The sequence below is a fragment of the Kordia periserrulae genome (assembly GCF_003054265.1).
Taxonomy (GTDB): Bacteria; Bacteroidota; Bacteroidia; order Flavobacteriales; family Flavobacteriaceae; genus Kordia; species Kordia periserrulae.
This window is the reverse complement of the sequence record NZ_QBKT01000001.1, coordinates 346,994-365,442: the sequence shown is the minus strand read 5'-3', so window position 1 is coordinate 365,442 and position 18,449 is coordinate 346,994. Positions and strand designations below refer to the sequence as shown.

The 18,449-nt window shown below is 35.8% G+C and carries 18 protein-coding genes and 1 tRNA gene; 11 read left to right on the top strand and 8 right to left on the bottom strand.

The genetic code is table 11. The features are described 5' to 3' along the window. Nucleotides 1-104: 104 nt before the first annotated feature. Complete coding sequence (locus C8N46_RS01675) at nt 105-959, top strand: hypothetical protein (protein ID WP_108113116.1); 855 nt, start codon at nt 105-107, stop codon at nt 957-959. A 286-nt stretch (nt 960-1,245) separates the two neighbouring features. Here the strand turns inward: C8N46_RS01675 and C8N46_RS01670 are convergent, their stop codons facing one another. Next, the gene (locus tag C8N46_RS01670) at nt 1,246-2,634 is read right to left on the bottom strand and encodes a dipeptidase (protein WP_108113115.1); all 1,389 of its coding nucleotides are present in this window, start codon (nt 2,632-2,634) and stop codon (nt 1,246-1,248) included. Nucleotides 2,635-2,743: 109 nt separating this feature from the next. Here C8N46_RS01670 and C8N46_RS01665 point away from each other — a divergent pair. The 7 genes from C8N46_RS01665 (at nt 2,744) to C8N46_RS01635 (ending at nt 9,149) form a co-directional block, all read left to right on the top strand. Continuing rightward, nucleotides 2,744-2,828, top strand: a tRNA-Leu gene (locus tag C8N46_RS01665). 227 nt (nt 2,829-3,055) lie between these two features. Next, complete coding sequence (locus C8N46_RS01660) at nt 3,056-4,624, top strand: tail fiber domain-containing protein (RefSeq protein WP_108113114.1); 1,569 nt, start codon at nt 3,056-3,058, stop codon at nt 4,622-4,624. Nucleotides 4,625-4,866: 242 nt separating this feature from the next. Further along, nucleotides 4,867-6,387: a tail fiber domain-containing protein gene (locus C8N46_RS01655; RefSeq protein ID WP_108113113.1), complete on the top strand. Its 1,521-nt coding sequence runs from the start codon at nt 4,867-4,869 to the stop codon at nt 6,385-6,387. Nucleotides 6,388-6,614: 227 nt separating this feature from the next. Then, nucleotides 6,615-8,114 (top strand): tail fiber domain-containing protein, encoded by a 1,500-nt coding sequence (locus C8N46_RS01650; protein WP_158269050.1) that lies wholly within the window; start codon nt 6,615-6,617, stop codon nt 8,112-8,114. A gap of 154 nt (nt 8,115-8,268) precedes the next feature. Continuing rightward, nucleotides 8,269-8,502 carry a hypothetical protein gene (locus C8N46_RS01645; RefSeq protein WP_108113111.1) on the top strand — a complete coding sequence of 78 codons (234 nt, stop codon included), beginning with the start codon at nt 8,269-8,271 and terminating at the stop codon, nt 8,500-8,502. A gap of 146 nt (nt 8,503-8,648) precedes the next feature. Beyond that, nucleotides 8,649-8,834: a hypothetical protein gene (locus C8N46_RS01640; RefSeq protein WP_108113110.1), complete on the top strand. Its 186-nt coding sequence runs from the start codon at nt 8,649-8,651 to the stop codon at nt 8,832-8,834. A 120-nt stretch (nt 8,835-8,954) separates the two neighbouring features. Next, nucleotides 8,955-9,149, top strand: coding sequence for a hypothetical protein (locus tag C8N46_RS01635; protein WP_108113109.1), 195 nt, complete (start codon nt 8,955-8,957; stop codon nt 9,147-9,149). Nucleotides 9,150-9,211: 62 nt separating this feature from the next. On the opposite strand, the gene C8N46_RS01630 is transcribed toward C8N46_RS01635, so the two are convergent. Together C8N46_RS01630 and C8N46_RS01625 are read right to left on the bottom strand one after the other, a co-directional pair. Continuing rightward, nucleotides 9,212-9,601 (bottom strand): hypothetical protein, encoded by a 390-nt coding sequence (locus tag C8N46_RS01630; RefSeq protein ID WP_108113108.1) that lies wholly within the window; start codon nt 9,599-9,601, stop codon nt 9,212-9,214. 137 nt (nt 9,602-9,738) lie between these two features. Further along, nucleotides 9,739-10,974 carry a 3-deoxy-D-manno-octulosonic acid transferase gene (locus C8N46_RS01625; RefSeq protein ID WP_170110052.1) on the bottom strand — a complete coding sequence of 412 codons (1,236 nt, stop codon included), beginning with the start codon at nt 10,972-10,974 and terminating at the stop codon, nt 9,739-9,741. 98 nt (nt 10,975-11,072) lie between these two features. Between C8N46_RS01625 and C8N46_RS01620 the strand changes: the two genes are divergently transcribed. The 3 genes from C8N46_RS01620 (at nt 11,073) to C8N46_RS01610 (ending at nt 14,682) form a co-directional block, all read left to right on the top strand. Further along, complete coding sequence (locus C8N46_RS01620; protein ID WP_108113107.1) at nt 11,073-12,230, top strand: DegT/DnrJ/EryC1/StrS family aminotransferase; 1,158 nt, start codon at nt 11,073-11,075, stop codon at nt 12,228-12,230. A 134-nt stretch (nt 12,231-12,364) separates the two neighbouring features. Then, nucleotides 12,365-13,405, top strand: a complete 1,041-nt coding sequence (gene galE, locus C8N46_RS01615) for a UDP-glucose 4-epimerase GalE (protein ID WP_108113106.1) — start codon at nt 12,365-12,367, stop codon at nt 13,403-13,405. Further along, the gene (locus C8N46_RS01610) at nt 13,402-14,682 is read left to right on the top strand and encodes a metal-dependent hydrolase family protein (protein ID WP_108113577.1); all 1,281 of its coding nucleotides are present in this window, start codon (nt 13,402-13,404) and stop codon (nt 14,680-14,682) included. The genes galE and C8N46_RS01610 overlap by 4 nt, the downstream gene beginning before the upstream one ends. Before the next feature lie 73 nt (nt 14,683-14,755). On the opposite strand, the gene C8N46_RS01605 is transcribed toward C8N46_RS01610, so the two are convergent. The 5 genes from C8N46_RS01605 to C8N46_RS01585 all read right to left on the bottom strand — a co-directional run bounded on the left by C8N46_RS01605 (nt 14,756) and on the right by C8N46_RS01585 (nt 18,420). Then, nucleotides 14,756-15,010 carry a hypothetical protein gene (locus C8N46_RS01605; protein WP_108113105.1) on the bottom strand — a complete coding sequence of 85 codons (255 nt, stop codon included), beginning with the start codon at nt 15,008-15,010 and terminating at the stop codon, nt 14,756-14,758. A 407-nt stretch (nt 15,011-15,417) separates the two neighbouring features. After that, on the bottom strand, nt 15,418-15,627 hold the full coding sequence (locus C8N46_RS01600) for a hypothetical protein (protein ID WP_108113104.1): 210 nt from the start codon (nt 15,625-15,627) through the stop codon (nt 15,418-15,420). 248 nt (nt 15,628-15,875) lie between these two features. Continuing rightward, nucleotides 15,876-16,382, bottom strand: a complete 507-nt coding sequence (lspA, locus tag C8N46_RS01595; RefSeq protein WP_108113103.1) for a signal peptidase II — start codon at nt 16,380-16,382, stop codon at nt 15,876-15,878. Between the two features lie 10 nt (nt 16,383-16,392). After that, on the bottom strand, nt 16,393-17,283 hold the full coding sequence (gene fabD, locus C8N46_RS01590; protein WP_108113102.1) for an ACP S-malonyltransferase: 891 nt from the start codon (nt 17,281-17,283) through the stop codon (nt 16,393-16,395). Nucleotides 17,284-17,409: 126 nt separating this feature from the next. After that, nucleotides 17,410-18,420 carry a DinB family protein gene (locus C8N46_RS01585; protein WP_245896687.1) on the bottom strand — a complete coding sequence of 337 codons (1,011 nt, stop codon included), beginning with the start codon at nt 18,418-18,420 and terminating at the stop codon, nt 17,410-17,412. Between the last annotated feature and the right edge of the window lie 29 nt (nt 18,421-18,449).

Genomic DNA, 18,449 nt, shown 5'->3' with positions numbered 1-18,449 from the left:
AATATTACTCTACAAATGTAGAATTAAATTTTATATTCTACAAGTGTAGAGTAAAATTTTCTGATGATAATTTTATATTTTTATAGCCTAACTATCTTATTCATATGAAAAATACAATTTTCTTTTTTGTCTTATTAATTGCTTATAATTCCTATGCTCAAAAGCTCACTCAGAAAGAAATTACGGAGTGGTATATTTTAAATAATGAACATAGAAATGATCGCTTGAAGTATACAGATAAAATAGCGAAAGTAGAAATCTATTTATATTCTAAAGAGGCAGATGTTAAAAACCCATCGGATGAGCATTTGTTAAGTAAAGAAATTTTAGTGTTTGATGAAGCTGGAAAAATTGTAGAGAAATCAATTAAAACAGCACACACGCATAATTACCACAAATATATGTACGATAATAAAGGAAGAGTAACAAAATCGATTGATAGTTCGCAATACAGAGATCGCGATTTTGTTGTTTCTAAGACGCTTTTTACGTATAGTGACTATCAAACAGAAAAGATTATTTTTGATGAAGGAGAACCTGTTTCTAAACTCATATTTTCAGTGCAGGATGGAATAGTAAAAAGTTACGAAGACGCCATTACCAAAAGTAACTATTTACATATCGAGTTTGATATTGTGGCTCAAAATGATTTTTATGATTATGTTGAAGGAATTGATACTTCTGAAGCGAACTTTAAAAACCTTTTGAAAGACTGTCCTTCATGTGAATCTTTAATGAAAGATCGAAAGTTAACTGTCGTAGAGAATAAGGATTTCAAGAGAAATTTTAAGTATGAAAATGGTCTTTTAGTGCAAGAGAAAGTGTATGATAAGGGACTCAAATCTTTAAAAAACACAATTAATTATACGTATGACGCACAAGGAAATTGGATTGCAAAAACAGATTTATACTGGGAAAAACCTTTTTCGCATGTGGTGCGTAAAATATATTATAGATGAGGTAATTTGAACTTTTCGATTTTTACTTCAACCTAAAAATTTTACAGAATCACAATAAAAAATCCGCTACTGAGAGCGGATTTTGAAGTTATTTAACGTGAGTTCGACTTAAGAAATCACTATGCAATTCATAATTCACTGATAAATAACTAATTGTCAGTTCGAGCGCAGTCGAGAACAGCTAAGAATTGATAATTTCAAAGGAATCTCGACTGCGCTCGATTTGACATTGAGCGTAATCTATTAGTAATCAGCTACATAATAGAATAGTTATATCGAACTCACGTTATTTAGAAAGTTCTGTAAAATATTTATAGAATAGCGGAATGGTTTCGATTCCTTTCAAATAATTGAAGATGCCAAAATGCTCGTTTGGTGAGTGAATGGCGTCACTATCGAGTCCGAATCCCATCAAAATGGTTTTGCTTTTAAGTTCTTTTTCAAACAATGCAACAATCGGAATGCTTCCTCCAGAGCGTTGTGGAATCGGTGTTTTGCCAAAGGTGTCTTCGTATGCTTTGCTTGCCGCTTGATACCCAATATTGTCAATGGGTGTTACATATCCTTGTCCGCCGTGATGTGGTGTTACTTTTACTTTTACACCTGCTGGCGCGATACTTTCAAAATGATTTTTGAACAATTCGGTAATTTCTTTCCATTCCTGATTTGGCACTAAACGCATTGAAATTTTCGCATACGCTTTGCTGGCAATCACGGTTTTAGCACCTTCGCCTGTGTAGCCGCCCCAAATTCCGTTGACATCCAATGTTGGGCGAATGGAATTGCGCTCGTTGGTTGTGTAACCTGCTTCTCCATACACAGCGTCAATATCGAGTGCATTTTTATAAGCTTCTAACGAAAACGGTGCTTTTGCCATTTCGGCGCGTTCTTCCGCAGATAGTTCTTCTACTTTATCGTAAAATCCAGGAATGGTGATGTGATTGTTTTCATCGTGCAAGGAAGCAATCATTTTTGCCAAAATATTGATTGGATTTGCCACTGCGCCACCATATAATCCGGAATGTAAATCGCGATTGGGACCTGTAACTTCTACTTCTACATAGCTTAATCCGCGTAAACCTGTCGTGATTGATGGTTGTGTGTTGCTTATCATTCCCGTGTCGGAAATCAGAATAACATCATTCGCCAATTTCTCTTGATTGCGCTCCACAAACCACGAAAGACTTTCAGAACCGACTTCTTCTTCACCTTCAATCATAAATTTTACATTACACGGTAATTGATTGGTTTCGTTCATCAATTCCAATGCTTTTACGTGCATGTACATTTGTCCTTTGTCATCACATGCACCACGTGCATAAATAGCGCCTTCGGGATGCAAGGTAGTTTTTTTGATGATGGGTTCAAACGGTCCGCTTTCCCACAAATCTAATGGATCTGGTGGTTGTACATCGTAATGTCCGTATACCAAAACGGTCGGTAAATCGTCAGAAATATGTTTGTGTCCAAAAACAATTGGATAGCCAGGCGTTTCGCAGATTTCTACATGGTCGCAGCCTGCTTTTTCCAAACTGTTTTTTATAGCAGTTGCGGTGTCAATTACATCTTGTGTGTAGGCAGGATCAGCGCTAATTGAGGGAATTTTTAAAAGTTCGATGAGTTCATCTATGAAACGATTTTTATGCGTTTCGATATACGTTTTTATTGTATTCATGAAATATATTGAGTTTTTGTAGATACTCAAATGTACTAAAAAAAGAAGGAAAAATACGTTTGACTTCCTTTGAATATTAAAAATGTTCTTTATATTTGCAGCCACATTTGCGGGTGTGGTGAAATTGGTAGACACGCTAGACTTAGGATCTAGTGCCTCACGGTGTGAAGGTTCGAGTCCTTTCACCCGCACCAAAACAGAAAGCCGAAGTTCTTTAGACTTCGGCTTTTTTTATGTGGATTTGAACATATTATTTCTAGTATATTCTTCATCTTATTCTTTATTTAAATTTTACTATAAAATAACCATTTAATTTTATAAATGTTTGATATTTAATGATTTAATTTTTATGGTTATCCCGTAAAAATGTTTGTGTGTTGGTGGCTACCTTTAAAAGAATATTAATTTAAAAACTAACACCATGAAAAAAATTACATTCTTTTTTGCTGTACTTTTTACAGCGATTGGTTTCTCGCAAAATCAATCATCTGGGGCAGTACAGTCTTCAATTTTTAATCCAATTCCTCAGCAATTCGGAGGAACAGAAATTTTTAGATTTCAACCTGGATTAGTGACGCAACTCGACTCAGGAACTGCTTTTGATTTTAATTCTAGTCAATGGTTTTCTTTGGGAAGATTAAACACAGGAAGTCAAACCGTATATGGTTTGCGATTTCAGTTAAAAAATAGAGCTATTACGATGGGATACCAAGACTTAGGCGATGTTAATCCTAGAATTCAGTGGATTGGCGATTCGTTTGCGGCTGGAACCGATTTAGAATTCAGAGTTTCTAATAGTTTTACTTCTACAAGTTCAAAACTGGTGGCAACAATGACTGATAGAGGGAATACTTTTTTTGGAAATCCATTAGGCATAACAACCACAAAAGTAGGGATTGATTACGGAGATTTAGGAAGCACACGAACAGGTATAACGGTAGATAATCTCTCAGGTACAAACGCTTATATTGCGAAAGGAATTTTTGCTAAAAACAATCAAGGAGGGTATGCAAAAACAGGAATTGAAGTGCAGGCTATCACAGGTTCTTGTTACGGAAATACAGGAATGAGTATGCGAATTAGCGACGGATATTACAATACAGGAATTACAGCGAGCGTAACAGGTAGTGATACGGGCTCTACCTACGGAATTTCAGGAGCAATTTCAGGACCATCAGGTGTAACACCAACAGGTTTTGGAGCGGCTATTCAAGGAAGAGCTTCTACAAACCCGAATCGTTATGCAGGTTATTTTAATGGAAATGTGGTAGTTACAGGATCATTCTCGGCGGGTTCTGATAGAAAATTGAAGGAAAATATTAAAAACGAAGAAAATGTACTTGAAAAATTAGCTCAGATTGATGCGGTTACGTATAATTTCAAATCAAACGACCAATTGAGTCTTCCAAGTAATTTGCAACACGGATTTATCGCTCAAAATATTGAAGAAGTATTTCCTGAGTTAGTTTCAACGATTAAGAAACCTATTTTTGACAAAGAGAATAAGGAAACAGGAACCTACGAATACAAAGCGGTTAATTATATTGGAATGATTTCAATTTTGACGTCAAGTTTGAAGGAATTGGATGAAAAATCGAAAGCAGAAATGCAAGAGTTGAAAGAAGAAACGTCGGTAATTATAGCGCAATTAAACGATAAAGTAGCAGCTTTAGAAAGTAAAATACAAGCGCTCACAGGAGAAACCAAGCCAGATAGTCTTGATGATGTTAACGATATAGGATTTTCTATGGAACAAAACAAGCCAAATCCTTTTACCAATCAAACAGTGATCAATTATACGTTGCCAAGCAATACCAAAGCAACCATTTCAGTGGTAGATTTATCAGGAAAATTCATTAGAGAGTATACCTTATCAAGTGAAAAAGGACAATTAACTATCAATTCGAGCGAAATAGGAAAAGGCATATTTGTATATGCGTTACTTTCGGATAATGAAGTTATTTTAACGAAAAAGATGGTGATTCGATAATTTGAGTAGCATTTAAAAACCTACCTTACAATAGTAAAAGCTAAGATGTTGACGTCTTAGCTTTTTGTGTTTGTGCTTCTTTTTAATCTGTGTAAAGTTTATGTACTGAAAAATGAGTTGTGATTAACGTTCTATTTTTTAATTATCTGAATTATAACATGTTAATTTTATGGTTATACCGTAACTTGTTTAATTTTTTTATAGGTAACTTTAAACAAAACCAATTTAAAATTATTTAAACTATGAAAAAAATTACTTTAGTATTCGCTTTATTTTTTGCGGGAATTTTGTTTGCGCAAAATGAATCTTCAGGAACCATCGCAACGTCGATTACAACGCCAAGTCCGCTTTCAGGCGAAACCTTCAGATTTGGCCCTGGACTCATGACGCAGTTAGACTCAGGAAGTGGCTTCGGGTTCACGAGCGACCGATGGTTTTCTATGGGACGACTCTTTACAGGAACACAAACTGTATATGGATTGCGCTTTCAATTGCCTAACAGATCTATTACGTTGGGATATCAAGATTTGAATGATGCAAACCCAAGAATTCAATGGATTGGCGCTTCAAGCTTTGCAGGAAGCGACTTAGAATTTAGAGCTGCCGATAGTTTTACTTCCACAGCTTCCAACTTAGTAGCAACGATGACCAATGATGGAAAAACGTATTTTGGAACTCCACTGACTTCCAATGAGCCTTTGGTAGGAATTGATTATAGTAATATTTCAAACAATACCAAAACGGGGCTTATTGTAGAAAACAACAATACTTCGGGTTTGTATTTTACAGGAATTAAAGCTATAAATAATCAATCAGGATATATCAAAACAGGAATTGAAGTACAAAGCGCAGGATCTTCGTATTTGTCTACGGGTATTAATGTAAGTACAAGTGCGTCGTATCAAAATACGGGAGTAACGGCTAGAATTTCAGGAACTAGCAATGGTAGCTCGTATGCTGTTCGTGGTGATATTCCAAATACAGGAACTGGCTTTGGAGCAGCTATCTACGGTAGTTCGGCGATACTTTCAAATCGTTTTGCAGGATATTTTAATGGTGATGTTTTTACTACAGGGTCATATCTGCCTTCGGATGAAAAATTAAAAGAAAATGTAAAAGCAGAAGAAAATGTATTGGATAAACTATTACAATTAGAATCAGTAACATATAAGTTTAGAGATAACGAACATTTAAATCTACCCTCAAACATTCAGCACGGATTTATGGCACAAAACCTTGAAGCAGTTTTTCCAGAATTGGTGACAACTATCAACAAACCAATTGAAGATGAGAAAAACTTTCAAGTAGGAACGTATGAGTACAAAGCTGTAAATTACACAGGATTGATTTCAATTTTAACGTCAAGTTTGAAAGAATTGAACGAAGAATCTACCACACGCATCAATGAACTCAATGAAAAAATTACACTTTTAGAAGGTACTATTGAAGAGATGAAACGTAGTTTGGAAACTAGCGGCGCTATAAAACCAGAATTACCAAATGGTGTTGACGGATTTTCCATGGAGCAAAACAAACCGAATCCTTTTACCAATCAAACGGTAATCAATTATACCTTGCCAAGCAATACCAAAGCAACGATTTCGGTGGTAGATTTATCTGGGAAGTTTCTCAAAGAATACAATCTATCTAGCGAAAAAGGACAAGTAACAATTAACGCAAACGATATTGGAAAAGGCATATTTGTATATGCGCTTATTTCTGATAACGAAGTAATCATGTCTAAAAAGATGATTATTCGATAATAGTTCACCAAATATAATTACAGTCGTACACAGTTACGAAGGAAAGCTGAGGTTGCAAAACCTTGGCTTTTTTTATGTTTCTTGTTTTGTTTTGAATAAGTGTAAATAATTTTAACAAAATATTATGTATAAAACTGATTAGTAGTATATTAAAAGTAAGGTGCAACCGTAATTTGTTTAACTAATTAATGATTATTTTTAAACAAAACCAATTAAAATTATTTAACATGAAAAAAACTATCTTTTTATTAGCGTTATTTTTTGCGGGAATGACATTCGCACAGAATCAATCGGCGGGACCAGTACAATCGACAATTACAACACCAATTCCGCAGCAATTTGGTGGTACAGAAATTTTCAGATTTAGCAAAGGACTCGTTACACAACTCGATTTAGGAGGAGCTTTTGACTTTAATACAAGTCGCTGGTTTTCTTTCGGAAGATTGAACACAGGAACACAAACCGTTTACGGATTGCGTTTTCAATTGCCTAAAAAAGCAATTACATTAGGGTTTCAAGACATCAATGACGACGATCCTAGAATTCAGTGGATTGGAACCAACAAAAACAATTTAGAATTTAGAACCTCAGATAGCTTTACGTCTACAAGTTCTATTTTAAATGCCACAATGACGTATGACGGAAGAACCTTTTTTGGAAAACCATTAGCGTCTAACGAACCATTAGTAGGTATTGATTACAGTACCGTACCAGGAAATACTAAAACAGGTTTGATTGTACGTAACAACACAGACAACGGAACAGTGTTTACAGGAATCAAAACCATTAATGAACAAAAAGGGCAGTTTAAGACAGGAATTAGTGTCTTACAGACAGGTAAATCTCAATCGGTAACTGGTATTAACGTTACGGTTAAAGAAGAATCTGGGGATAGTAGAGGAGTAAGAGTTGAAACAATAGGGAGTCAAACAGGTCCTACTTATGGTGTGGAAGCTGCTATTGGAAGTATTGTAGCGAATCCTACAGGGTTTGGAGCGGCTATTTACGGTAGTTCAGCATCACTTCCGAATAGATTTGCGGGATATTTTAATGGTGACGTTTTTGTAACAGGAACATTTACAGTTTCTGATAAAAGATTAAAAGAAAACATTCAAGCAGAAGAAAATATGCTGGATAAGTTATCGCAATTAGAAACCGTTTCGTACACGTTCAAGCAAAACGAACACTTAAACTTACCTTCACAATTACAACACGGATTCTTAGCGCAAAACCTTGAAGAAGTATTCCCAGAATTGGTAACAACCATCAACAAGCCTACTTTTGATAAAGAAAATAAGCAAACAGGTTCGTTTGAATACAAAGCAGTGAACTACACAGGATTAATTTCAGTATTGACATCAAGCTTGAATGAAATGAACAATAAAGTAACGGTGTTGGAAACTGAAATTGCAGACTTGCGCAATGAGTTGGCTACCACTAAAAACAAACTAGAAGGTAACAACGATACGGAAGTTGGATTTACAATGGATCAAAACAGACCAAATCCATTTACAAACCAAACTACTATCAATTACACATTGCCAAGCGACGCAAAAGCAACAATTTCGGTGTTTGACATGTCTGGAAAATTCATCAGAGATTATAATTTAACAAGCCAAAAAGGACAAGTAATTATCAGTTCTAACGAAATTGGTAAAGGAATGTTTATTTACAGCTTAGTTTCTAACGGAGAAATTATGGTAACTAAGAAAATGATTGTAAAATAGTCCATTACGAAATACAATCTTAGATATACTGCAATCAGCACCGTTTGGTGCTGATTGTTTGTTTTATAAAATGAACAACCAATGTTGTTAAAAGATTTTCTTTTTGTGTTGCGGATTCTTACCTTTTTAATCTTAACTATAAAACTTTATAATCATGAAAAAAAAGAGCATTAAAAATTTATCGCTAAACAAGAAGTCTATCTCAAATCTTCATGGAGACAAACAAGTAGTTGGTGGAGTAGAAAACTCTGTACGATACTGTATTTTATCAATTGTTGATCAAAACGGCAACAACTTATGTTTGACACGCTTTAACTGTCCACAAACCCAAGAAGCAGGTTGTGTTTTAACCATTGAAGTTGATAGACTCACGCGTCCTATTTGTTAAGGATACAGCAAAAACCATTAGCTATAAAAACATTGCTAAGTATTGACTATCAATTTCTTATAATTTTGTTAATTACGGTTTTACCGTACGTAATTTTTTTTTTGAAAGTATATTTTTATTAAAAATTAATCACAAAAAGAAAAATTATGAAAAGAAAAGGAATTAAAAAAATTGAATTTAAGAAAAGTATCGTCTCTAATTTTACTACAGATGCTATAAAAGGAGGGACAAGAACTTCAAATTTATGTTCAGTAGTTTGTACAGGACAATGCGAACCAATTTCAGATGGCTGTTTTACACAAGATAACGGAAGTGCTTGTATTTGTTTATAATTAAATGTTGTTGATTAGAAAGAGAAATGGCAGGAATAACAGTGAGTTTTACGGTTTTCACGTATTTGAATATCACTGTAATTTCCTAAATTTAAGACTTTAACTAAGAAACTTTACATTATGAAAAAACAAAACGTACAAAGCTTGAAACTTAACAAGAGTTTAGTATCCAGTTTAGAGGCAAACGCTTTAAAAGGTGGATTAGATTGGACTTATGATAGACCAACTGGACAAAGTCAATTTGAGACAGAATGTCCGCCTCCAACACAAACAGGCTCTTGGTGTTTGACAGGATATGGAACAAATTGCCAATAACCAAAAAAAGCTTCTCTGTTACAGAGAAGCTTTTTACTTTTACAAGTCTTTCTTATAACGCCTTAGTTTCCTGTAGCGTTATTTAATTTATCAGACGCAGCTTTCTTAGTCTCGTCCATTTTCTTTTTAGCAGCATCTGAAGTTTCGTCCATTTTCGCGTTTACGGAGTCTTTTGCTTCTTCCATAGTAGCTTTTGCAGCGTCTTTTACATCTTCTGCAGCTTTTTCAGCAGCTTCCTTTGCATCGTTCGCCATTTCTTTAGCATCTTCTTTCAAATCGTTTGCTGCTTTTTCAGCATCTTTTGCTGCTTCTTTCAAGGTCTCTTTGGCATCTTTTGCCATTTCCTTAGCGTTTTCTTTTGCTTTTTCGCTTTCTTTTTTAACTTCTTCGCAAGAAGTCATTCCGATCATCAACGCAACAACCAAAGAAGCTCTTAATACTAATTTTTTCATTTTTTACCTATTTATTGTTAATTGTATCACAATGTTAAGATTTCTTTTATTCATTCACAAAGAATACCATAACATCTTTTTTGCAATTGTTAAAATTAACGTTTTGGTAAAAATGAGTGCCGTTTTTTAAAGAATTTTCAACGGTTTAGATAGCGCATAATAATTTCACAAGCATTGCCATTACTACGAACATACGCATCGTTAATTGCTCCAATAGCTTTTTTATAATCAGCATCTGTAAGTAAACGATGCATAACTTGCTGAAACGACACTTTAGAAGTAACAGAAACAATGCCGCCCAAAGCAACTAAATCTTCCGCTTCTTTAAATCCTGTGTAATTTTTGCCAATCACAACAGGAATTCCAAACACAGCAGGCTCTAGAGTGTTGTGCAGTCCAGAAGTACCCATGCCGCCGCCAACGTAGGCAATATCTGCATAACTATACACTTTGGTCAAAATGCCAATAGTGTCTACAATAAACACCTCAAACTGACTCAAATCTTTGTGCTGTGCTCTTTCGGAATACAGCACCGTAGCTTTGGTAATACTACTTTTTAACTTCTGAATTTCTGCCTGTTTGATGTTATGTGGTGCGATGATAAACTTACAGTGTTCTGTTGTTGCATTGATAAACGGAACAAAAATAGCTTCGTCTTCTGCCCAACTACTTCCTATCACAACGGTTGGAGTGTTATTTTTAAAATCTTCAACGAAAGAAAGTGAATTATCACGATCTAAAATCTCCAATACACGGTCAAAACGGGTATCGCCGCTTATGGTAACATCGGTGTAATTGATGCGCTTTAAAAGTTGCTGAGACGTTTCATCCTGAACAAAAATATGATGAAATGCACGCAATGATTTTCGCATCCAGCCGCCATAAAACTTGAAAAATACTTGCGACTTCCTAAAAATAGTAGAAATAGAAATCGTGTGAATGTTGCTCTTTTTCAGCTCAGCTAAATAATTCGGCCAAAATTCATACTTTACAAAAACCACCAATTCCGGATGCGTTAATGCTAAAAACTTTCGTGCGTTGGCTTTGGTGTCTAAAGGCAAATACGTAATAATATCTGCCACGCCGCTATCTTTTTTTACCTCATATCCCGAAGGCGAAAAAAACGTCAATAAAAATTTGTGATTTGGATATTGTGCTTTCAACGCCTCCAACACAGGCAATCCTTGTTCAAATTCACCCAAAGAAGCCGTGTGAAACCAAATCACCTTATCAGTAGCAGAAATCGTATCAGATAAGGTTTGAAAAACGGTCTTTCTGCCTTGAACAAAAAGGTTCAATTTGGTGTTGAACAGTGCAATAATTTTCAAAAAAAAACCAGCAATATAGACGAATATGTTGTAGATATAATACAAAAGCATTCAGTTTGCAGCTAAAATACATCTTTCCCTTAAATTCATTGGGTATCGTTGTACAATTTTGTAATATTGTTAGAATAAAAGTAAAGATACGAATGAAGAAAATCCAAATGGTCGACCTCAAAGGTCAATACGAGAAAATTAAAGACCAAGTTGATCAATCTGTCCTAAATGTAATCGAATCTTCCGCATTTATCAATGGGCCTGAAGTACATGCGTTTCAAGAAGAATTAGAAGCATATTTAGATGTAAAACATGTCATTCCATGCGCCAACGGAACAGATGCTTTGCAAATTGCGATGATGGGACTAGGATTGAAGCCTGGTGATGAAGTCATCACTGCCGATTTTACGTTTGCCGCAACGGTTGAGGTAATTGCCTTACTACAATTAACACCAGTATTGGTTGATGTAGAAAAAGATTCATTCAACATTGACCCAGAAGCAGTTCGAAAAGCAATTACACCAAAAACAAAAGCAATTGTGCCCGTACATTTATTTGGACAATGTGCCAATATGGACGCAATTATGGAAATTGCCAACGAACATAATTTGTATGTAATTGAAGACAATGCACAAGCCATTGGAGCAAGTTATACCTTTGCAGATGGAACGGTTAAAAAAGCGGGTGCAATTGGTCATGTAGCTTCAACATCTTTCTTTCCATCAAAAAACTTAGGTTGCTATGGTGACGGTGGAGCAATTTTTACCAACGACGACGATTTAGCGCATACCATTCGCGGCATTGTAAATCACGGAATGTATGTGCGATATCATCATGATGTAGTTGGAGTAAATTCTCGATTGGATTCAATTCAAGCAACTATCTTACGCGCAAAATTACCGCATTTAGATACGTACAATGCAGCACGTCAAAACGCAGCGCGAAAATACAATGCCGCATTCTATGGAAATGATAAAATAATCACGCCACAAATATCAAAATCTTGCGAAAATCCAATTTGTGCAGGCTGTAACTGTCACGTATTTCATCAATACACGTTGCGCATCCTTAATACAGATAGAGATGCATTAGTTCAGCATTTAAATAATAACGAAATTCCTTGCGGAGTCTACTATCCAATTCCGTTGCACTCACAAAAAGCGTATGCTGATGAGCGATACGACGAAGCAGATTTTCCTGTGACAAATCAGTTGGTAAAAGAAGTAATTTCTTTGCCTATGCATACCGAATTGGAAGATGATCAAATAGATTTCATCACCAAAACAGTCTTAGATTTCGTAAACGGATAAGGATATTTTTTAGAATCAAGAACCAAGAGTCAGGAATCAAGAGTCAAGAGCAAAGAGTCAAGAGCTAAAAGCGACAAAAAAGAAAAACAAAAACCCAACACCAAAAACCCAACACCAAAAAACCAATACCCATCTTGAAAAAAATACTAGTTACAGGCGGCTTAGGTTATATTGGATCTCATACAGTAGTTGAGTTGCAATCGGCTGGATACGAAGTATTAATTATTGATAATCTTTCCAATTCGTCAGAAGCAGTTTTAGAAGGTATTGAACGAATTACAGGAGTGTTGCCGGTATTTGAAAAACTAGATTTACGCGACAAAAAAGCAACGATTTCCTTCTTTCAACGACACGATACTATTGACGGAATTATCCACTTTGCGGCGAGCAAAGCTGTGGGCGAAAGCGTGGAAAATCCGTTGTTGTATTATGAAAACAATCTGTCGACATTAATCACCGTTTTACAGCAAATTCAACACAAAAAAAACAGTGCTTTTATCTTTAGTTCGTCGTGTACGGTGTACGGTCAGGCAGAACAGATGCCGATTTCGGAAGCTGCGCCTATAAAAGAAGCTTTTTCTCCGTACGGAAATACCAAACAAATTGGCGAAGAAATTCTAAAAGATACTGCGAAAGTTGTCAGTGGTTTGCAGGTAATATCGTTGCGTTATTTTAATCCAATTGGCGCGCACTCAAGTGCAGAAATTGGCGAATTGCCCAATGGTGTTCCGCAAAACTTAGTGCCTTTTATCACGCAAACTGCTATCGGATTGCGAAAAGAACTGGCCGTTTTTGGAAACGATTATCCTACGGAAGATGGTACTTGTATTCGTGATTATATTCACGTGGTCGATCTCGCGAAAGCGCACGTTACCGCATTGCAGCGATTGCTCAACAAAGAAAATGAGGCAACTTTTGAAGTGTTCAATATTGGAACGGGGACCGGAAGTTCTGTGTTGGAAGTCATTCAAAGTTTTGAGCGTGTTAGCGGACAAAAACTCAACTATAAAATTGTCGGTAGGAGAGAAGGCGATGTCATTTCTGCCTATGCGGACACTACCAAAGCCAACACCATTTTAGGCTGGAAAGCAATTTCAACACTAGATGAAGCCATGCTTTCTGCTTGGAAATGGGAACAAAAAATACGAAAAACGAACCAAATCAAAACCTCATGAAAAAACTACTAGCTCTTTGCGTAAGTCTGTTTTGTGCTACATTATTAATGGCGCAAGATACCTATTTACATTGTGGAAAAATCATTGACACCAAAAGCGGAAAAATACTGTCGCAAAAAACGATTATTGTTTCTGGAAATACCATCAAAAGTGTCGAAAACGGATATGTGCGACCAGCATCTTCTGCGGATGTTGTGATCGATTTAAAATCGAAAGTAGTCATGCCAGGATTGATTGATATGCACGTACATATTGAAAGTGAAACCAATCCGAAAGCTTATTTAGAAAAGTATACCTTAAACGATGCCGACGTAGCATTTCGCTCTGTAGGTTTTGCGAATGTTACGCTTCAAGCGGGATTTACAACAGTTCGTGACTTAGGAGGAACAGGTGTGAATATTTCGTTGCGAAATGCCATAGCACAAGGAAGAGTGGACGGACCACGAATTTTCACCGCAGGAAAAGCACTCGCAACTACTGGCGGACATGCCGATCCTACCAACGGAAATCGCAAAGAAATTAGTGGCGATCCAGGACCAAAAGAAGGTGTGGTAAACAATGTAAGTGATGCAAAAAAGGCAGTACGTCAACGTTATAAAAATGGGGCAGATGTTATCAAAATTACGGCAACTGGCGGTGTGCTAAGTGTCGCGAAAAGTGGAAGCAATCCGCAGTTTACGGTTGACGAAATTAAAGTGATTTGTGAAACTGCTAAAGATTACGGAATGCATGTTGCAGCACACGCACACGGCGATGAAGGCATGCAACGCGCTATCATCGGTGGCGTAAAAACCATTGAGCACGGAACGTTGATGAGCGAAGAAACCATGGAGTTGATGAAAAAGCATGATGCGTATTTGGTGCCAACCATTACTGCGGGAAAAGAAGTCGCTGCCAAGGCAAAAATTGAAGGGTATTATCCGGAAATTATTGTACCGAAGGCGTTAGCAGTTGGACCTAAAATCCAAGGAACTTTTGCTAAAGCCTATAAAAAAGGTGTGGGAATTGCGTTTGGAACTGATGCTGGCGTTTTTAAACATGGACTCAACGGAAAGGAATTTGGTTTTATGGTAGAAGCAGGAATGCCGCCAATGGAAACCATTCAATCGGCTACGGTGACGAATGCTAAAATTTTAGGAATGGAAAATCAGCTAGGACAATTGAAAGCAGGATTTTTAGCAGATATTGTAGCGGTTGACGAAGATCCTACACAAAACATCAACACAATGGAGAATGTCACTTTTGTAATGAAAGATGGAAAAATTTACAAGCAATAACTCAAAAAAAGGAAGAACAAAATTATATAGTAAAAAGGCTGTTTAACATTTTAAACAGCCTTTATTGTTTGTATTATGCACATTCAACGAGTGACTGGCATGGATAATTAAATGTTTCACACTTGTTGTTGAGTGTCTGACAAGTAAGATCTATCGTTAATGGGCAATCTGCTTGAAATGTGCATGCAAGCGCAGACGGACACGCATCAATTTGCGAGCCGCAGTCATCAATCAATGTAATTCTTACCAATCCGCCTTTTGCAGTATTTCCTACACTAGAAATAGCGTTTTTGCGGAGTCTTAATGTTTTTAGATTTCTTTTTTTCATGATTTTGTATTTAAGTTGATTATATAGAAGTAAAAACGCAGAGCGTAGGTACATCTGTAGGGCAATACCATGCGGAAGGACAATCATCAATAACGGATGTACACGTATCTGTAAGTTTCAATCCACCATTTACTTGGTGATTTTCTAAATTTGAAATTGAATTTTTTCTAAGTTCTAACGATTTAAGATTTCTTTTTTTCATGATTTTAATTTTAGTTAATAGCTTGATTAAGAACTAAAAATACATTGAAAAATTCTTACAAAAATGTCATTTTTCATCTAAGTTTTAGAGGTATAAAATAATGTCTGTATGGAATAGGGCGAAACTTCATTTGCGAATACAAAAAGAAGCATCACACGAATATCAATCTGTATTTTTAAACTTTATAAGAATGTCATATCAAATTCTAGTACGGATATGGACATTGTTTAGGATCTTCTGTTAATGGACATACCCAAGCCGACGGACACGCATCAATAAATGACGTACACGGACTTCCCGCAAATGTATCACAGTTATATTTTGTGTATACAGTTCCACCTTGTACTTGTTGTTTTTCAAGATTGGAAATAGAATTTTTGTTTAGACGTAAGGATGTTGTGTTTCTTTTTTTCATGATTTTAAGTTTTTGATTACTAATTCTTTAAAGTATTAAAATCATCTAAAAAATAGGTACGGTAAAACCGTAGTTAACATTTCGACAGGCTCAATGTAAACATTTCGACATGTGTTCTATATTAAACCTTTCTGCTTTTCAATTTATAAACTTCGTCGTTCTTGATGAATACGTTTTTGATGTAATTTTAAGAGTAGTGTGAAGATTCTATTCATAAAAAAAACCTAGCGTTTTGCTAGGTTTTGTACTTATGATAATGAAATTTCTTTTCGTTTGATAAAGGAAATAAGTAGTAGTGCGCTTCCGAGCATCACAGAAACATCTGCCATGTTGAAAATGCCTGTTTTAAAAATTCCGCCCAAATCAATGTGCATAAAATCAGTTACCGATTGGTATAAGATTCTATCGTACAAATTACCAATACCGCCGCCAACAATACAGCATAAACCAACAATCATAAAGCGGTCTAAATCTTTAGTGATAATAATCATTCGCAAGATAAAGAACAATACTGCAATTGGTAAAATGATGAGAAAAATAACTTTTAAAATCGGATTTTCTAGTGTAGATAAAAATCCTAAAAATGCACCTTTGTTTTCCGCTTTTAACAAGACTACGTATTCGCCAATCACTGAAATACGCTCGGTATCGTCAATATGAGTTCGCGCCACTGATTTCGATACTTGGTCGCAACCAACATTTATCAAAATCAGCCCAACGATAAAAAGCATTCGCAACGTTCGAGACATTTTCATGATTTTTTATTTATTCCTTTTCGAAGATTGCACTTTCAGCCGCTACAGAACGGTCAATTTTGCGCAATAATCCTTGTAATACCTTTCCTGGGCCAACTTCCGTAAAGTGAGAAGCACCATCTGCAATCATTTGTTGCACCGATTGTGTCCATTTTACAGGTGCTGTTAATTGTGAAATCAAGTTCTTTTTTATCTCATCGGGGTTTATAACTGCCGTAGTTGTTACATTTTGATAAATTGGACATGTTGGTGTATTGAAAGCAGTATTTTCAATAGCTGCTGCCAATTCTTCACGCGCAGGTTCCATTAAAGGAGAGTGAAAAGCACCGCCTACAGGCAATACCAATGCGCGTTTTGCGCCCGCTTCTTTCAATGTTTCACAGGCTTTGTTGATAGCATCAATTTCTCCTGAAATTACAATTTGTCCTGGACAGTTATAATTTGCTGCCACCACCACTCCTGGTGTTTCTTCGCATACTTTTTCAACCACAGCATCGTCCAATCCTAATACGGCTGCCATTGTACTTTGTTGAATTTCACAGGCTTTTTGCATGGCTAATGCACGTTTAGAAACCAATTGCAAACCGTCTTCAAACGTTAATACGCCGTTGGCAACCAAAGCAGAAAGTTCTCCTAAGGAATGTCCTGCCACCATTTCTGGTTGAAAGGCATCACCCAAAACTTTACTTAAAATTACGGAATGTAAAAAGATAGCAGGTTGTGTAACTTTCGTTTGTTTTAAGTCTTCCGCAGAACCTTCAAACATGATGTCTGTGATGTGAAATCCAAGAATACCATTGGCATCTTCAAAAAGCTCTTGAGCGATGTTTGAGTTTTCATAAAGGTCTAATCCCATTCCTGTAAATTGCGCACCTTGTCCTGGAAAAATATATGCTTTCATTGTAATTGTCTTTTAAATCGTGTCAAACACGTATTTGTAAATGTTCGGCAAAAGTAAAGAATTTTACTTGATAATTTAGATTTACGTGGTGTAACGTGGGCAATGAGTTCTTTTTAAATCGATTAATTAATCAATTTTCTTTTTCTCTTTGACAATAATCGGTGGCGGTGGCGGAATTCTCTTTTTTAGAAATAATATTTGTCCTAAATGACTTGATTGATGTTCCATGACATGAAACCAATAGTAGTGATTATTAGAACTGCGCGTAGGATTGGTTTTTTTCAACCATTCATCGTCTCTCTTTTTAAATTCTTCCAAAGTAACCGCACGTACTTCTCTGTAAATTTTTAAGTAATATTCAACATCATGCCCTTTGTACGTTTCTCTTCCTGCATCATCCAGATAGAGTGCTGGTCCCCAAAATTTTTCTTCTTCATCGTTAAAACCACGATTTTCAAATGTGTATAATTGATAAATTTTTTCTGCAGCAGCTAAGTGCATAATTAATGCACCAATGGAGTTCGCCTTTTCATCATGCAAATGGTCTAACTCACGTTGATCAAGGTTTTTAACGTGATATTCAACACGGTCACTAAGATTATTTAGCATGGAAACTAAGGTTCCGATTTGCGGCGTATATTCTTCGCGTTCTCCTATAAGATTGTAATCGTCAATTTTTATATTTTTTCCTTCAATAACTAGCGAATATCCTCTTTCTGGGTCATCTTTTATAAGATTGTAGGCATATCCTTTCTCAAAATCAGCCGTTATTTTTGGAAAGTCTGTATCCCATCCAGATAATTTAATATTGGCAGGATTGTTTTCAAAATTGTGATTATTGATTGTAGTTTTTTCTAATTCACCTGTTTGGAGATTTTCAATGTACAGTTCAAAATTGTCAAAATAAAATTTCCCATTAGATATACAAATCCCACCAAAGACTAATTTAGAAGAGTTTTCGTCAATATGTCCGTTAATTTCATAGTTTTTCCATTCATTAGATAATACAGGTCTATCGCGCATATTATCAAAAAATCCATATTCATCGTTCTTTGTGTCTACACGAGTGTAGATAGCTCCCCAAGCTACTTTGTCAATGTTTTCTACTTTTATATCTGCGGAAAGCTTGAATTTCAATTTTTTATTTGCTTTGATTTTTATGGTAT

What these genes read in the sequence shown, in the direction of transcription:
- C8N46_RS01600 (WP_108113104.1), bottom strand. Translation starts at nt 15,627, where the DNA reads ATGAAAAAAAGAAACACAACATCCTTACGTCTAAACAAAAATTCTATT.
- C8N46_RS01630 (WP_108113108.1), bottom strand. Translation starts at nt 9,601, where the DNA reads ATGAAAAAATTAGTATTAAGAGCTTCTTTGGTTGTTGCGTTGATGATC.
- C8N46_RS01640 (WP_108113110.1), top strand. Translation starts at nt 8,649, where the DNA reads ATGAAAAGAAAAGGAATTAAAAAAATTGAATTTAAGAAAAGTATCGTC.
- fabD (WP_108113102.1), bottom strand. Translation starts at nt 17,283, where the DNA reads ATGAAAGCATATATTTTTCCAGGACAAGGTGCGCAATTTACAGGAATG.
- C8N46_RS01675 (WP_108113116.1), top strand. Translation starts at nt 105, where the DNA reads ATGAAAAATACAATTTTCTTTTTTGTCTTATTAATTGCTTATAATTCC.
- C8N46_RS01645 (WP_108113111.1), top strand. Translation starts at nt 8,269, where the DNA reads ATGAAAAAAAAGAGCATTAAAAATTTATCGCTAAACAAGAAGTCTATC.
- C8N46_RS01655 (WP_108113113.1), top strand. Translation starts at nt 4,867, where the DNA reads ATGAAAAAAATTACTTTAGTATTCGCTTTATTTTTTGCGGGAATTTTG.
- C8N46_RS01650 (WP_158269050.1), top strand. Translation starts at nt 6,615, where the DNA reads ATGAAAAAAACTATCTTTTTATTAGCGTTATTTTTTGCGGGAATGACA.
- C8N46_RS01660 (WP_108113114.1), top strand. Translation starts at nt 3,056, where the DNA reads ATGAAAAAAATTACATTCTTTTTTGCTGTACTTTTTACAGCGATTGGT.
- C8N46_RS01620 (WP_108113107.1), top strand. Translation starts at nt 11,073, where the DNA reads ATGAAGAAAATCCAAATGGTCGACCTCAAAGGTCAATACGAGAAAATT.
- C8N46_RS01670 (WP_108113115.1), bottom strand. Translation starts at nt 2,634, where the DNA reads ATGAATACAATAAAAACGTATATCGAAACGCATAAAAATCGTTTCATA.
- C8N46_RS01610 (WP_108113577.1), top strand. Translation starts at nt 13,402, where the DNA reads ATGAAAAAACTACTAGCTCTTTGCGTAAGTCTGTTTTGTGCTACATTA.
- lspA (WP_108113103.1), bottom strand. Translation starts at nt 16,382, where the DNA reads ATGAAAATGTCTCGAACGTTGCGAATGCTTTTTATCGTTGGGCTGATT.
- C8N46_RS01605 (WP_108113105.1), bottom strand. Translation starts at nt 15,010, where the DNA reads ATGAAAAAAAGAAATCTAAAAACATTAAGACTCCGCAAAAACGCTATT.
- C8N46_RS01635 (WP_108113109.1), top strand. Translation starts at nt 8,955, where the DNA reads ATGAAAAAACAAAACGTACAAAGCTTGAAACTTAACAAGAGTTTAGTA.